The organism is Cohnella sp. GbtcB17, assembly GCF_019091135.1.
Classification (GTDB): domain Bacteria; phylum Bacillota; class Bacilli; order Paenibacillales; family Paenibacillaceae; genus Cohnella.
The window spans coordinates 1-13,288 of sequence record NZ_JAGXJW010000099.1 but is presented as its reverse complement, the minus strand read 5'-3'; the positions used below and the strand labels follow the sequence as shown (position 1 = coordinate 13,288).

Here is a 13,288-nt window from a genome sequence, read left to right as displayed (position 1 = left end):
TGTTAAACCCAGTTAAACCCGGATAAACCCCGTTAAACCCGGTTTAACCCTTGCCCGCAAGGCGTGGAGCATGTTGGTCGTTGGGATCGCTGAGATCAGGCGGCTGTAGCGGAGGCAAGTTTGCCCTCTATGCTTACCCGGTCAGCGTACATGCCTAGGGTTTCTGCACGTCAGGCTCACGTGGTCGGAGAGAAAGAGCGCGGTCAGTTGGTTGGGTACATGGCGAGGCTGACAACGGACGGCCAAGGCAAAGAACACTTTTAAGAAATGCCGAGACTTCTCCTGCAAAGAGTTCGCGGCGGCTAGGTCAACTCGGAATAGGTCCGGAATGTACTGGAATAGGTCCAGAATAGGATTGGGTGTGCCGGAGTGCCTTGCCGACGAGGGGGGACGCTCAGAATAGAGCGGAATAGCCGATTTTGTCTTATGGGTCGGGAGGACAGCATGGGTTCCGAGTGAAGTGTGTTGTTCCTTTTTCTATTCTGAAGCGTACAAGTGTGTCCGAATTCTTTCTAGTTCTACATACAGACATGTGTACATGCCTATTCTAGGTTGTATTCTTGGCCTATTCTTCGTCTATTCTTATCTATTCTGAAGTTGTTTGCCAGTGCGCTGTATTTTCTGTCGGCTTTTGTTGCTGTTCTTTGTCAGGTACCGGATTTTTGGCGCTGTATTTGGGTTCGTCTGGCGGGTCTCCCACCTCCCAGCGCCTCGGAGCTGCTCGCTTACCTCGCTCTGTCGCTGAATGATACAACGACGCTGACGGGTCGCCGGGCCGATCTTCATCGCTCCCGACCGAAAGTGAGGGGCAAGGATTGATGGGTTGTGGGAACAATGACGCTAACGGATCAACGTGCCGTTGCGTGGTCGTCTCCCGACTTGATCCGCTGTATCTGCGAGCGGTCAAAATCATGGTTATCAGATTGGAGTGATTGGATTACGCACCCTGACAACCCCATTGCTGTCGGAGACGAGGAAGATTCAAAAGACGCATAATAGTATCTGTACATTGAACAAGCCGCCATGTAGCCCAAAGGCCATGGCGGTTTGTTCTGTATATTCGGAGTCAACACGAAGTCAACAAACGTATCTTGAAAGCATGTACAGGGCCTTATCGGACCGAGCGCACGCTCGTATCTTCGAGCACATCCTCTGAGCCCCGTCTTTACGCCCGTGTATACAGAAAAAGCCGGGGGGCCCCACCGCTACTCGGTGTCAGCCCCCTCGGCCATGTTATGACTTAATTTTATCAGTCTTCTACTTCATCTTCGTTTTCGTCTTCGTCATCAGACTCTTCGTAAAGCTGTTCTAAGATTTTTCCCGAGATATCCTCATAGGTGTACGGATGAAGTCTTATGTTTAGCTTCCATCCAGTTCCGATATTAAGGGGTTGTATTATTTCATTGTTTATTAGCTTCCTCACAGACCTAGAAACGTCTGTTTTTGCAATTTCAAGGTCATCAGCTATTTTGCCTTGATTTATTTTAATAAACTCGCCACCTCGTAGCTTCGGAAGTAAGTACAATAGGACCTTATAATCTTTGGTCTTTAAATCAGGGCACAAGGAAGCGTATTTCAGGACCGACGCCAAGACTTTTCTGTTCATAAGTAGCCCACCTTTTAAAAATGAAAAATAAGTCATATTTTTTGAATTTATATTGAATTTATGCAGATATTTAATTATACTATTTTTAGGAAATTAAATTCAACTCACGACAGGTCGAGCATTATTTGAAGGGGGAGATAAGTATGTTGAAAAATGGTCTTGACAAGAATGGAAACAAATTAAAGGGTGCTACAGTTATTGCAAGATTTGTAAAAGAGAATGAAGGCTTAGAGGCCATAGTAAAAAAGGCGTTTCAAGCCGGTTACTTAAAGGGTCGGCAAGATGGTGCACGTGAGAGTGCAATGTATGTGGCTACTCTCTTCCAGAAGAAAAGAAACAAGTAGAACTAAAGGCTGCATTTGCGTGACCGAAGTCATGCAAAATGCAGCCTTTAGTTCAATTAACAACGTTTCCGTTTTTATTTAGGAGTCAACATAAAAAGTAACTTTTGGATTGGCCAACGAAACGAGAGCTTGTCCTAACCGACTTCCTTGACGGAGTTTTTTCCTGGAGTTTTTAATCGATGGGAAAAAATCAACGAGGAGGGTGGATTTTTATGCGCGGCTGTATATCGAAACGTAAAAATGGGACGTATGCGTACACCATCGAAATGGGGAAGCATCCCGAGACCGGGAAGCGTCGGCAGAAGATGAAGGCTGGCTTTGCTTCTCGCAAGGAAGCTGAGGCTGCGTTGGCGCAGGCGCTGTCTGATCTGGGCAGAGGGTCATATCTGGAACCGACGAAAAAGACCGTACAGGAATACTTCACGGAGTTCCTTGAGGCCAAACGACAACGCAGTCGGCCGGGAACCGTGAAGACGTACAAGTGGCTCATCAACTGCCACATTACCCCGAGGCTCGGACAAATCCCACTGGCTAAGCTGACACCACAACATCTGGTGAATGTTTACGGAGATCTTAAGAAAGAGAACAAGCTGGCACCGCAAACCATCAACCATGTCCACAAAGTCATACATGATGGTCTCGCTACCGCTATGCGACACGAACTCATTCATCGGAATGTTGCTGCGCTCGTACAGCCGCCGCGTGTACCGAAGACCAAAGCTAACGTTTGGACGGACGAGCAACTCGTCCAGTTTCTCGACTACGCCAAGTCGTATCGCTACTACATGATCATCTTGCTGGCCGCGACTTGTGGCCTTCGTCGTGGAGAAGCAATCGCTCTTCGATGGATTGATGTAGATCTTAAAGCCGGAACGCTGACCGTGAACCAGTCGTATACTCGAGGCGAACGAGGACACATTTTTCAAGAACCGAAGACGAAGGCCGGGATTCGAACCATCGCTCTGCCTCAGATCACGCTGGAAGCTTTGAAACGACAGAAGATCCTGCTCGCACAGGACAAACTGGCGGCAGGCCCAAAGTACAACGACCACGGGCTTGTAAGCCAGACAAGGTACGGATGCCCAATAAATCCTTATTACTTCGAGTCGCGTTGGCTCGACTTACTTCGCAAGTCGGAACTGCCCAGGATAAGGTTCCATGATCTGCGTCACACGCATGCTAGCCTTCTGCTTAAGCAGAACGTACACCCAAAGATCGTAAGCGAACGTCTCGGGCATTCGTCGGTCGGCATCACTTTAGACCGTTATAGTCATACCTATGGGATCGATTATAAAGCTGCAAACGAACTCGACTCCTTATTATCAGTGGTTAAGGAGGTTTGAACGTTCATGATAAACACTCCAGATCTTCTTGCATATTGTAATAACATACTCAAAAATTCCATATATATGGAAAATATTATTAGCATATTCTTGGTAGAACATTTGAAGTTTATCATGTAGGTTTATACCATCCCCGATAAATTTTATTGCATCATCCTGCGAGGTGAGCTTATGTAGTTCATGAACGATACGGTTTCTTTCCTCTCTAACTTCATTATCGACAAACTCTATTAATTTCAATTCAGTTGCTTTAAATAAGTACCTTTTATCCTCAACAATAAAGTTATACATTTTACCTAATTCTGAAGAACCCTTTTTGTTTCCGTATTTCTTTTTATATTCCGGATAATTCTCTGAAATTTTTACTATGCTTGAGAATGCAGCTTCAATTTGTGAATATGCTTTGGTAATTGAAGTATAGTAACACATTTCCACTCTATTCATAAAACCCATAACATGGCGCACCAACTGCAAAAATTCTTCTTCAGATTTAGGTTCAAGATACTCATAAAGAACAAGCCTATTTGACCAACTTACCCCAGCTCCATCAGAAACAATGGTATCCAATAATTCAAGATGCTCTGCTAGCCCTTCCAGCACATACCCCTTATCTTGTTCAAATGCGGAAACAATTTGATCAATATTATTCAAAATGCCCACCTCTATATTTCAAGTTATAACTTGATTATAATATATTGAATATTTATATAAACAGGGTAAAAGTATGGCGACACTCACAGGGCGACTTCAAGTAGAGTGAAAAGGTAGCATAACGATTATAAAACAACAAAAGTTGATTGATTGTTGACGCTCAAAAATTATGCCAGCTTTGTTGATTTTTCTTCATTTCTCAAGTAGCCTGGAGCATAAACCATTCGTATCCGAGGGGGCTGACACCGAGTAGCGGTGGGGCCCCCCGGCTTTTTCTGTATACACGGGCGTAAAGACGGGGCTCAGAGGATGTGCTCGAAGATACGAGCGTGCGCTCGGTCCGATAAGGCCCTGTACATGCTTTCAAGATACGTTTGTTGACTTCGTGTTGACTCCGAATATACAGAACAAACCGCCATGGCCTTTGGGCTACATGGCGGCTTGTTCAATGTACAGATACTATTATGCGTCTTTTGAATCTTCCTCGTCTCCGACAGCAATGGGGTTGTCAGGGTGCGTAATCCAATCACTCCAACTCCCCGCATACAACCTCACGTTCGTATACCCTGCCTCCTGCAGCGCCAGCACATTCGGCGTAGCCGTAACGCCTGAGCCGCAGTAAACGATAAGCGGCGCATCCTTGTCCAACCCCTCGAAGCGCGCGGCCTGCGCGGTCTCGTCGCGCCAGCTGCCCTGCTCGTTCAGCGCGTCCTTCCAGAAGCGGTTGATCGCGCCCGGGATATGCCCGGCGGCCTTGTCGAGCGGCTCGACTTCGCCGCGGTAGCGAGCGGGCTCACGCGAGTCGATGAGCGTCGCCTTGTCGGTGCCGAGCAGCTCGCGCACGTCGTCGACTTCGGCGAGCATGCTGTGCCGCACTTCGGCCAGGAACGGCGCCGGGATGTGTACCTGCTGCTCCGCGTTCACCGGATACCCGGCCTCGCGCCAGGCTGTGAAGCCTTGATCCAGCACGTAAACCTGGTCGTGCCCAAGATACTTGAGCAGCCACCACAGCCGCGAAGCCATGGCGCCGCCTTGGTCGTCGTAGGCGACGACGCGCGAGGCGTTGCCGATGCCGGCGCGGCTGAACGTGCCGGTGAGCTGCGCTGCATCCGGCAGCGGGTGGCGTCCGCCGTGACCGTCGGGCTCGACCGGCGCGGACAGATCCTTTTCAAGATCGAGATAGACGGCGCCCGGGATGTGGGCTGCTTCGTAAGCCTCGCGGCCCGCGTTCTCCTGGCCCTTGCCCATCTGGAAGCGGCAGTCGACGATGACAAGGTCCGATTCGTAGAGACGGGCCAGCAGCCACTTGAGCGATACGATATGATTCAAGGAACAACGCCTTCTTTCCGATAGGGGTATACAGGCATTATACCGGATCGGACGTCGCCGCCGGAAGGGCGGCCTGCATCGGGCTATCGCGCAAAAGTACACGATCGAAAATCGCGTCCTCTCACCGCCTCTGCCTACCGCGCAAAAGTGCACGATTTTTAACCGAAACACCCGGCTTCTCGGTTAAAGAGACACGCTACCGCGTACTTTTTGCGCGGTCAATCGCCAAAACCCGGCATACCAGCCTTGGATGACGCACTTTTGCACGATAGCGCTACGCCGCGAGCTTCGCCGCCGCGCGGGCCGCCTTCCGGCTCGCCGCCGAAGCGGCGGCGGCGACCGCGAGCAGCAGCACCGCGAAGCCGGCCAGCAGCCACCGCGTCTCGTCTCCGCCCAGCTCGTCCAAGCTCCAGCCGACGAGCTTGGGCAGTACGGCGCCGCCGAACAGGCCGCACGCCAGGAGAAGGCTCGTCGTGCGCTCCGTCATGCCCGGGGCATAGCGATTCGCGAAGACGAGCGCGATCGCGAACATGCCGCTCATCGCGAGACCCGCGACGCCTGCCAGCACGAACATCGGGGCCGGGCCGCCGAAGAGGCCCATCAGTACAAAGGCAGCAGCCGCGATCCCGCACATCGACAGCAGATACGACGTGCTGCCGATCCGGTCGGCCAGCTGCCCTGCGAACAGCCGCCCGATCGTCATGGCGCCCCAATAGACGCCGAGCGCCAGCGCCGCTGTCGCTTCGGTGATGCCGCCTGCCTGCACGAGCAGCGTAGGCAGGTAGTGGGCGTAGCTCATCTCGAAGCCGACGTAGAGGAAAAAGAAAACGGCGCAGGCGATGAGCACCCAACGCGCCGGGCCCGTGCCGAGCAGCGGTAGGCGTACGGACTTCCGCCCTTTTTTGCCCTGCACATCAACCTGTCCGTTGCCGACAGGCGCGGCGTTCAGAATCGTCGGCCACAACGACACCCACAGTACGACGGTGATCGCGGCCAGTACGCCGACGACGCCGAACGCCAAGCGCCATCGGTCGATGTCGATGAGCAGCGCACCGACGAGCGGCATCAACAGCGCGCCCAAGCCAAAGGACATCTCTACGCGGCTCATGGCCACGTTCCCCTTCTCGCCTGCGGAGCCGATGATGAACGAGCCGACAACCGTCTCCGTGATGCCGAATCCGAAGCCGGCGACCGGTCCCAAGGCGAGCATCGCACCCCAGGGCGGCGCCAGCGAATATGCGATCTCAGCCGCGGCCATCAGCGTCATCGCGCCGAGCAGCAGCGTTCGTCTGCCCAGCTGCCGCATCAGCCAAGGCGCCAGAAGCGTCCCGGCGAGGCCCCCGAGAAATTGATTCATGATAAGCTGTCCGCCGTCCCCATACTGCACGCCGTAAGCGCCGACCATCGGCTCCATCACCGCGCCGACCACGAGCTGTCCGAGACCGACCGTCAGATAGGCCAGACATCCTAACCAAATAAGCCGAATCATGTAAAGCGAACTCCTTCCGACCCGCCGTCCGGCGGATCCTTTCCGTCAAGTTCCTTCATCATAGCATGGGGGCGATGCGAAGGTCATGGCGCATTTGGCCGTTTCTGTCGCCGTTCCTGTCGCAGACTCAGCGCCCGATGCGTCTTCAAACCCTGTCCCCGCGGGACATTCCCCTTTATAATAGATACCGGACAGCTTCACGGAAAACGTTCAGACAGCTAGGAGGCCCGCCAGATGAGCATGCCACAATTCCAGATCTGGCCGATGTCCGAGTCGGACGCCGCGGCCGTATGCGAATGGCGCTACCCGGCGCCTTACGAGCAGTTCCGCTGGCCGTCCTGGCGGGCGATGACCCGCGACGGCAAGGAATTCGGAGATGCGGAGATCCGCAGGCGGCAGTACGTCTCGGTTTGCGACGAGCACAGCGCGCTCGTGGGCTATGCGCAATTTTTTCCAATGGAAGGCGTCGTGCGTCTCGGGATGGGCATGCGTCCGGACCGGTGCGGACGGGGCAGCGGCGCAGCCTTTGCCCGCGCGATCGCATTGGAAGCGGGCTCGCGATATCCCGGCGCACAGATCGACCTGGAGGTCGAGACCTGGAACACGCGGGCGATCCGAGCTTACGAAAAGGCGGGCTTCAAGATCGCAGACCGCTATTCGCGTCAGGCGGCGCACGGCGAGGTCGACGTCTATTGCATGGTTTTCGGTGGATAAGTCAAGAGGTTATCCTGGCCTTATCCACAATTTATCCACAAAAAGACCCGCTGCATCCACAATGCAACGGGTTCTGGTCTGTTGGCCAGTCGAATTAGTCGAACAAATCGCCGAAAACGTCGAGCACGCTCTTTTTCTTCTTTTTCTTATAATAATCGCTGTTGTGCTTGCCGTAGGGCTGCTGGTGCGAATCGTAGGACGGCTGAGGCGGGTAATTCGGCTGCTGTGCATAACGCCTGCGGTCGTCATCGTCGTCCCGGTAATGCCACTCATTGTACTCCGCGCGCACCTCCCGCACGTCGTTCATGAGCTTGTCCAGCTCGCCCCGGTCCAGCCAGACGCCCTTGCAGCTCGGACACACGTCGATCAGAATGCCGTTCTTCTCCACTTCGCGCATGCGCGAATCCTCGCAAATCGGACAATTCAACTTGATCTGCCTCCTTTGCCTGTTTTCCTCTACTACGGATGAATGCGCTGCCGGTTGCAGGTCGCTGCGCCGCGCACTTTTTCTTAACAAACATTGCGTATCCTCTAACAGTTCGACTGGAAAATGTCGATAAACGTATTACCGTGTCGCTGGAAGGGCCCTCTTCCGCTTTGACTAGAATCTTATAGAACATTCGGGGTGCGAACCATAATGAAAAACTCAACAGTAATCGGACTCGTGCTTGGCTTCGCCTCATTGATCATCGGCATGATCCTTAAGGGCGCACCGCTGGGTTCGCTGATCAGCAATCCGGCCGCGTACGTCATTATCGTCGCAGGCACAATCGCTTCCGTCTGCATGGCCTTCCCGATGCGCGACCTCGCGAAGGTACCGAAGTTGTTCAAGCTCATCTTCTCCGAGCCGAAGCTGCTCTCCCGCCAGGAGGTCATCGGCATGTTCGTCGACTGGGCATCGATCACCCGCCGCGAAGGTCTTCTTGCGCTTGAAGCTCGCGTCGAAGAGATCGAAGATCCTTTTCTGAAAAGCGGCATGCGCATGATCATCGACGGCAACGATCAAGACTTCGTGCATGACGTGCTGCTCGAGGACATCGCCGCGACCGAGGATCGGCACAGATCCGGTGCGCTGATCTTCTCCCAGGCAGGCATGTACGCGCCGACACTCGGCGTACTTGGCGCCGTCGTCGGCCTGATCGCCGCGCTCGGCCACCTTGAAGACATGGGCGAGCTCGCCCACGCCGTCGCCGGCGCGTTCGTCGCGACCGTGCTCGGTATTTTCACCGGTTACGTCCTCTGGCACCCGATCGCCAACAAGCTCAAGCGCATGTCCAAACGCGAAGTGCAGTTGAAGCTGATGATGGTCGAAGGCCTGCTCTCCATCCAATCCGGCGTATCGACGACGGCGATCCAGCAGAAGCTGTCCGTCTTCCTGACGCCGACCGAGCGCAAGGAGATGGCCGAGAAGGAGGATTCAGACCGTGAGCAAAAAGCATCGGCATGAAGAACACGAGGAGCATGCGGACGAATCCTGGCTCCTTCCCTACTCCGACCTCATGACGCTGCTGCTCGCCCTGTTCATCGTGCTGTACGCGGCGAGCTCGGTCAACGTGTCCAAGCTCGAAGAGCTTAGCGAGGCGTTCAAGTCCGCTTTCTCCTCCGGCATCAGCATTCTGGACAAGTCGGCCGCCATCGAGAGCGAGACGGACGACCTGGGCAAGCGGCAGCGCGAGGCGCGCGCCGATACGAACAAGAATCAAGAATCGATGACCCGCACGGAACAGAGTGCTCGTCAGACGCTCGCCAAGCAGGAACAGGAGAATCTGGAGAAGCTGAAAAAGCAGCTCGATCAGTACATCAAGAAGGGCGGCCTGTCGAGCCAGCTCGAGACCAACCTGAACCAGTCCCAGCTCATGATCACGATCCGGGACAATGCGCTCTTCCCGTCCGGCACCGCCGACGTGAAGCCCGAAGCCCGCAAGCTTGCCGTCGCGATCGGCAACATGCTCAAGGCTTACCCCGACTACGAGATCATCGTCTCCGGGCACACGGACAACCAGCCGATCAACACGTACGAGTTCGCCTCCAACTGGGAGCTGAGCTCCAAGCGCGCGATCAACTTCATGAAGATCCTGCTGGAGAATCAAGCGTTCGATCCGCGCAATTTCAGCGCGATCGGCTACGGCGAATACCGGCCGCTCGACTCGAACGACTCGGATGCCGGCCGCTCCAAGAACCGCCGTGTCGAAGTCTCGATCCTCCGCAAATACACGGACAACACGACGGAGAGCATGAAGCTGGACGCGATCGCCCATGAAGCCTCCGCCATCAACGTCAATTGAATACACAAATCCCCTTCAGTCTTCGGACGGAAGGGGATTTTTATGTATGCGGGGGCGCCGAGGCGCTACGGCGTTGGCGTCGGCCATCGCCTGCTGTACAGCAGGTGATGAGGTGGACAGCGACGCTCGAGCGCCATCGACTGCTATAGAGAAGGCGATGGGAACTAACTGCGACGCTCGGGCCCCATCGACTGCTGTAGAGAAGGCGATCGGAACTAACTGCGACGCTCGGATGCCATCGACTGCTGTTGAGAAGGCGATGGGAACTAACTGCGACGCTCGGGCGCCATCGACTGCTGTAGAGAAGGCGATTGGAACAAACTGCGACGTTCGGGCGCCATCGACTGCTGTAGAGAAGGCGATGGCGCCAAACTGCAACGCTCGGGAGCCATTGCCTGCTGTAGAGAAGGCGATGGCGCCAAGCTGCAACACTCGGGCGCCATCGACTGCTGTAGAGAAGGCGATCGCCCCTTGCCCTTGCAAGCCGCAGCCCCCCCAGCGCTCAGTCCGCCTTCGCTTCCGCCTCGAACGCCGCTGCCCCTGGCGTCCCCGGCTCCGATCGCCTCGGTCCCGCGACTTCCTCCCATCTCCGCAGCAGGCCTGCGAGCTCCGCCCAGGTCACCGCTCTGCCTGCCGCCGGCGCGGGCTCTTGTACCAACCCGCGCGCGAGCAGCCACTGCAGCTCTGTCCCATCCCCGGCGATCCCACTCGTACGAAGCTCATCCTGCGGGCCGCCTCCGGCTCTTTTTTCCACATCGCCCAAGCCTTTAACATTGCTGTTCATTCGGCTCTCTCCTCCTTTGCCTGCCCACTCCAGCATCCGCCGCCAGATCGCGACCGTGCCGCTCCCGTCCCTGCGCGCCGGGTGGATGACGCCGTCCAGGTCCTCCCAATAGGTCCATCGCCGATAGATAGCCGGCTGCCCGGCAGCGCTCTCTGCCGACGCCTTCGCTTGCGCGAACCGCTCGGGAAACGCGTACCGCGCGAGCTTCAGCATATGCGCCTCGACCACCTGCTCGATCGCGGCCCCCTCCAGATCGGCGCTGCTCCATCCAATCGCCGACAGCCCGGCCGCTCCCGCCGACCAGCCTGCACCTTCAATACCTCTGCCGCGCCAAGCGTTCGTCTCGTGCACCGCATGGCAAAACGCCAGATCTCCGCGCAAGCCATGCCGCTCTCCCGCAGCGAGGTAGCGCTCGGCCACATCAGGCGCCTCGGGATTGCGGCGGGAGACGTACCCGCGCATCTCCTCTGCCGTACAGCGCGCGGCCCCCAGTATCGGCGTCTTGCCTGCCGGCGTCAGATCGGTCGCCTGCCGGAACCGTTCCGTCCATCCCCTTTTTCCCAATTCGCATGCCTCCTCTTCCGCTCCGCACCCGGGGCGGCTCGTCTACAAGCTATATATATTCGCGGTTCGGCGCGCATTTGAACTTCTTTTGCACTCTGATACAATAAAAATCAGTTATACCCACACCTTTGCACAACATGTGAATAACTCTGTGGAAAAGCCTCTAGTTATCCACAAAACTATACACACCATGTTAACAACGAATGCATGTTCGCGGGATGAGCGAGAGGAGCACACGGTACGTGACGGAAGACGAGAGATGGATGCTGGAAGCGATCAAGCAGGCGGAGATGGCGGAAAAACTGGGCGAAGTGCCGATCGGCGCGGTCGTCGTCAAGGAGGGGCAAATCGTAGGGGCCGGATACAACCTGCGGGAGACGAGCCTCGATCCGACTTCCCATGCGGAGATGGTCGCCATCCGGCAAGCCAGCGACTCGCTGGGGGCGTGGCGCCTGCTTGGCTGCACGCTCTACGTGACGCACGAGCCTTGCCCGATGTGCGCCGGCGCGATACTTCAGTCCCGCGTCGAGCGGGTCGTATATGGCGCACCGGATCCGAAAGCGGGCTGCGTCGGCACGCTCATGGATCTGCTGCAGGACGCGCGCTTCAATCACCGGGCCGAATGGACGTCCGGCGTCCTTCAAGAGCCTTGCGCGGACTTGCTCAGGCATTTTTTCAGGCGGCTTCGGTCAAGAAAGGGTTGACGGCGGCTCCGCATTGGACCTGGCTTCGATCTTCTTCAGGCTCTGCTCTTCCATATGCATACGCTGCAGCTGGACGATGAGACGATCCGCCTCTTCGCTGACGGCGACGATCTCAGGGTCGGTCAGCTTGTCCAACCGGGCGGCCATCTCGCACAGCCTGCGCTGAAGCTGCTCGAGACGGTGGATTAACGGGTGGGGATCCAATGCGGCTCCGCCCCTTTCTCTGGTAATCGCTAAGATGCATAGCAGCCTTGCAACCGTGCGAATAGGTATACTTATTATAAATGAAGAAGTTTTCGATTAATGTTGAATAATGTCGATCAAAATGAGTAAATTTCTCTCATTTTTTGACATGCAAATTTATACATATTATTGCATTAGTTGCAGTAGATGAGAAAGGAGCGGTGCGCGTGAATCGACATCTTCTGCTGGTCGAGGACGACGCCTCCCTGCATCGCGGCATCGAGTTCACGCTGCGGCAAGAGGGGTTTGACGTGACCGGCGTCTACAATGTGGCAGATGCCAGGTCTGCGGTAGCCGGCCGCGCCCCAGCTTTCGACCTGATCGTACTCGACGTCCAGCTCCCCGACGGGAACGGCTTCGACTTCTGCGCGCAGCTTCGCGCGGCGGGGGACGCGACGCCGATCGTTTTTCTGACCGCGAGCGATACAGAGCTGGACATCGTGCGGGGGCTGGATCTGGGCGGGGACGACTATATTACAAAGCCGTTTAGGCTGCGCGAGTTTCTGTCGCGGATTCATGCGGTGCTGAGAAGGAGGGGGCCAACCTCGAGCCCAAGCCTAAGCACGACCGCAGCGGACGAGCCGGCGCTGACGTCGGGCAACTTGCGGCTGCACGTCGCGGAGATGCGGCTGCTCAAGGACGGCAGTGAAGTGGCGCTCAGCGTGACGGAGTTCAGGCTGCTGTCGCTGCTCATGACCCACCCGCGCGCCGTTCTGTCCAGGGAGCAGATTATGCAACAACTGTGGCAGCATGACGGGGCGTTCATCGACGACAACACGGTCGCCGTCAACATTCGGAGGCTTCGGGAGAAGATCGAGGACAATCCCCAGCAGCCGCAAAAAATCGTGACGGTGCGCGGCGCGGGGTACAAATGGAACGGTTGACGGGCGATCGCGAGGCGGACGGGCGCAGATCCGTCGCAAGCGCCATGTCGGCTCAGGCTAAGCCCGCCCGCTCGCTCAAGCCCGGCTGGCGGCGCATGTGGCGCAGCTCGAGCGTTCGGCGGCTGGTCGTCATTTTCCTGCTGGCGTTCGGGACGGCCGCGATCCTGCTGTGGGCCTATTCGTCATATAGCGCCGACCGACTGAGCAAGGATTGGATCGCTCGGGAAACGGCGGCCCTTGGCGCGCTAGCAGCGCGCGATCCGGCGCTGGCCGAGGCGTGGGCCCGGCAGCTCGGCGCCGGCGACGCGACGCCGGCGGAGGCCGCGCTCGGCCGCGAGCTGGCCGCCC

The 13,288-nt window shown here is 56.4% G+C and carries 15 protein-coding genes; 8 read left to right on the top strand and 7 right to left on the bottom strand.

The features are described from left to right. Positions 1-1,249: 1,249 nt before the first annotated feature. On the bottom strand, positions 1,250-1,606 hold the full coding sequence (locus tag KVT38_RS31945) for a hypothetical protein (protein WP_217597799.1): 357 nt from the start codon (positions 1,604-1,606) through the stop codon (positions 1,250-1,252). Between the two features lie 143 nt (positions 1,607-1,749). Here KVT38_RS31945 and KVT38_RS31940 point away from each other — a divergent pair, with 143 nt between their 5' ends. Then, the gene (locus KVT38_RS31940) at positions 1,750-1,950 is read left to right on the top strand and encodes a hypothetical protein (protein ID WP_217597798.1); all 201 of its coding nucleotides are present in this window, start codon (positions 1,750-1,752) and stop codon (positions 1,948-1,950) included. A gap of 179 nt (positions 1,951-2,129) precedes the next feature. Continuing rightward, positions 2,130-3,293, top strand: a complete 1,164-nt coding sequence (locus KVT38_RS31935) for a site-specific integrase (RefSeq protein WP_217597797.1) — start codon at positions 2,130-2,132, stop codon at positions 3,291-3,293. Here the strand turns inward: KVT38_RS31935 and KVT38_RS31930 are convergent. The 3 genes from KVT38_RS31930 to KVT38_RS31920 form a co-directional block, all read right to left on the bottom strand. After that, entirely contained in the window at positions 3,273-3,944 is a 672-nt protein-coding gene (locus tag KVT38_RS31930; protein ID WP_217597796.1) for a hypothetical protein, read from the bottom strand. The genes KVT38_RS31935 and KVT38_RS31930 overlap by 21 nt on opposite strands. 462 nt (positions 3,945-4,406) lie before the next feature. Further along, positions 4,407-5,273: a sulfurtransferase gene (locus KVT38_RS31925; protein ID WP_217597795.1), complete on the bottom strand. Its 867-nt coding sequence runs from the start codon at positions 5,271-5,273 to the stop codon at positions 4,407-4,409. A gap of 274 nt (positions 5,274-5,547) precedes the next feature. Continuing rightward, entirely contained in the window at positions 5,548-6,762 is a 1,215-nt protein-coding gene (locus KVT38_RS31920) for an MFS transporter (RefSeq protein ID WP_254639711.1), read from the bottom strand. A gap of 234 nt (positions 6,763-6,996) precedes the next feature. Between KVT38_RS31920 and KVT38_RS31915 the strand changes: the two genes are divergently transcribed. Further along, the gene (locus tag KVT38_RS31915) at positions 6,997-7,476 is read left to right on the top strand and encodes a GNAT family N-acetyltransferase (RefSeq protein WP_217597794.1); all 480 of its coding nucleotides are present in this window, start codon (positions 6,997-6,999) and stop codon (positions 7,474-7,476) included. 94 nt (positions 7,477-7,570) lie between these two features. On the opposite strand, the gene KVT38_RS31910 is transcribed toward KVT38_RS31915, so the two are convergent. Then, positions 7,571-7,903 carry a TFIIB-type zinc ribbon-containing protein gene (locus KVT38_RS31910; RefSeq protein ID WP_217597793.1) on the bottom strand — a complete coding sequence of 111 codons (333 nt, stop codon included), beginning with the start codon at positions 7,901-7,903 and terminating at the stop codon, positions 7,571-7,573. A 210-nt stretch (positions 7,904-8,113) separates the two neighbouring features. Between KVT38_RS31910 and motA the strand changes: the two genes are divergently transcribed. Both motA and KVT38_RS31900 read left to right on the top strand, forming a co-directional pair. Continuing rightward, entirely contained in the window at positions 8,114-8,923 is an 810-nt protein-coding gene (gene motA / locus KVT38_RS31905) for a flagellar motor stator protein MotA (RefSeq protein WP_217597792.1), read from the top strand. Further along, a complete protein-coding gene (locus KVT38_RS31900; RefSeq protein WP_217597791.1) occupies positions 8,901-9,761 on the top strand; it encodes a flagellar motor protein MotB in 861 nt (286 codons plus the stop codon). The genes motA and KVT38_RS31900 overlap by 23 nt, the downstream gene beginning before the upstream one ends. 502 nt (positions 9,762-10,263) lie before the next feature. Here KVT38_RS31900 and KVT38_RS31895 read toward each other — a convergent pair. Continuing rightward, positions 10,264-11,109, bottom strand: coding sequence for a hypothetical protein (locus tag KVT38_RS31895; RefSeq protein ID WP_217597790.1), 846 nt, complete (start codon positions 11,107-11,109; stop codon positions 10,264-10,266). Between the two features lie 242 nt (positions 11,110-11,351). Here KVT38_RS31895 and tadA point away from each other — a divergent pair, with 242 nt between their 5' ends. After that, positions 11,352-11,813 (top strand): tRNA adenosine(34) deaminase TadA, encoded by a 462-nt coding sequence (gene tadA / locus KVT38_RS31890; protein ID WP_368859195.1) that lies wholly within the window; start codon positions 11,352-11,354, stop codon positions 11,811-11,813. On the opposite strand, the gene KVT38_RS31885 is transcribed toward tadA, so the two are convergent. Beyond that, positions 11,799-12,017 carry an aspartyl-phosphate phosphatase Spo0E family protein gene (locus tag KVT38_RS31885; protein WP_254639710.1) on the bottom strand — a complete coding sequence of 73 codons (219 nt, stop codon included), beginning with the start codon at positions 12,015-12,017 and terminating at the stop codon, positions 11,799-11,801. The genes tadA and KVT38_RS31885 overlap by 15 nt on opposite strands. A 206-nt stretch (positions 12,018-12,223) precedes the next feature. Here KVT38_RS31885 and KVT38_RS31880 point away from each other — a divergent pair, with 206 nt between their 5' ends. Both KVT38_RS31880 and KVT38_RS31875 read left to right on the top strand, forming a co-directional pair. Beyond that, positions 12,224-12,940, top strand: a complete 717-nt coding sequence (locus KVT38_RS31880) for a response regulator transcription factor (protein WP_217597788.1) — start codon at positions 12,224-12,226, stop codon at positions 12,938-12,940. Continuing rightward, positions 12,928-13,288 (top strand): hypothetical protein (locus tag KVT38_RS31875; RefSeq protein ID WP_217597787.1); only part of this gene is annotated, 361 nt, incomplete at its 3' end. The genes KVT38_RS31880 and KVT38_RS31875, both read left to right, overlap by 13 nt.